At 47.5% G+C, this 931-nt stretch carries 1 protein-coding gene; it reads right to left on the bottom strand.

Going from position 1 to position 931, the window contains the following annotated elements:
- Window positions 1-94 precede the first annotated feature (94 nt).
- Window positions 95-583 (bottom strand): tetratricopeptide repeat protein, encoded by a 489-nt coding sequence (locus CVN76_RS01125; protein WP_100530110.1) that lies wholly within the window; start codon window positions 581-583, stop codon window positions 95-97.
- Between the last annotated feature and the right edge of the window lie 348 nt (window positions 584-931).

Raw genomic sequence — 931 nt, 5'->3', positions numbered from 1 at the left:
TGCCATTTTGTTGATTAATCCATATAAAATTTGTGCGAAACGTCATTCACATCTTGTTTTTTATACCCTATGTGGATAATTTGGGGATGGCTGATCATTTTCCCGTGAAAACGATATCCAGTTTATCGCTATAAAATTCAATCGCCCTTGCATATGATTGAACTTCGCGATCATTCGAGGTTTCCGCTATCACTTTCAATAAAGATTCCATGGCCAGATCATGCTGACCCAAATTATAATGGGCCATCGCCCTGAATACCACTAGAGCCCTGTCGCCAGGAAATTTCTCCAGGCCCGCCTCCAATGTCCGTTTTGCTTGCGCATATTTCCCGATGGTGCGATATGTACTTCCCAATCCTAGGTAGGCACCCTTTGCTTCCTCATCAGGCAATCCCAGTCCGATGGCCGCTTCATAGTGCGGAACCGCTTCCTCCTCAAGTCCCAGGATATCCAAGCTCCAGGCACAATGATACCGGATGATTGCATCGCCGGGATCTCGCTTCGCCAACTCCTGCAATACCTGACTCGATTGTTCATATTCTTTGTTTGCTCTTAAGGACAGTGCCCTCGCTAAACTCTCCATCCGACATTCCTCCATTGAATGAAAGTACTTACATCCCCCTCTTTCGGTAGGCACACCACCATTTCCTGCTTCATTCTTCTAAAAAGGAAGAAAGGGTTGATAGAAAACATTCCACAATCATTCTTTAAGAATTTCCGACTTTAATCGCTGCTTCGGCACTCGCTTTACGTTTCGATTATCTCTGCGTGAACAAGAATATGGAATTCCGAGTGCCCACAGTTTAGGCTGGTTTATACCTAAGACCGTTTCATTGCACTGCAGGTGCTCGCTTTCCGCGGGCGGTCGGCGAGCCTCCTCGGCGCATGCGCCTGCGGGTCTCACCTTGACCGCATTTCCCGCAGGAGTCTC

This window comes from Bacillus sp. mrc49, from assembly GCF_002803435.1.
Note: the sequence above shows the minus strand (reverse complement) of the source record. Positions and strands in the feature narration are given on the sequence as shown.

Excerpts from the sequence above, each read along its gene's own strand:
- CVN76_RS01125 (WP_100530110.1), bottom strand. The coding sequence starts at position 583 with ATGGAGAGTTTAGCGAGGGCACTGTCCTTAAGAGCAAACAAAGAATAT.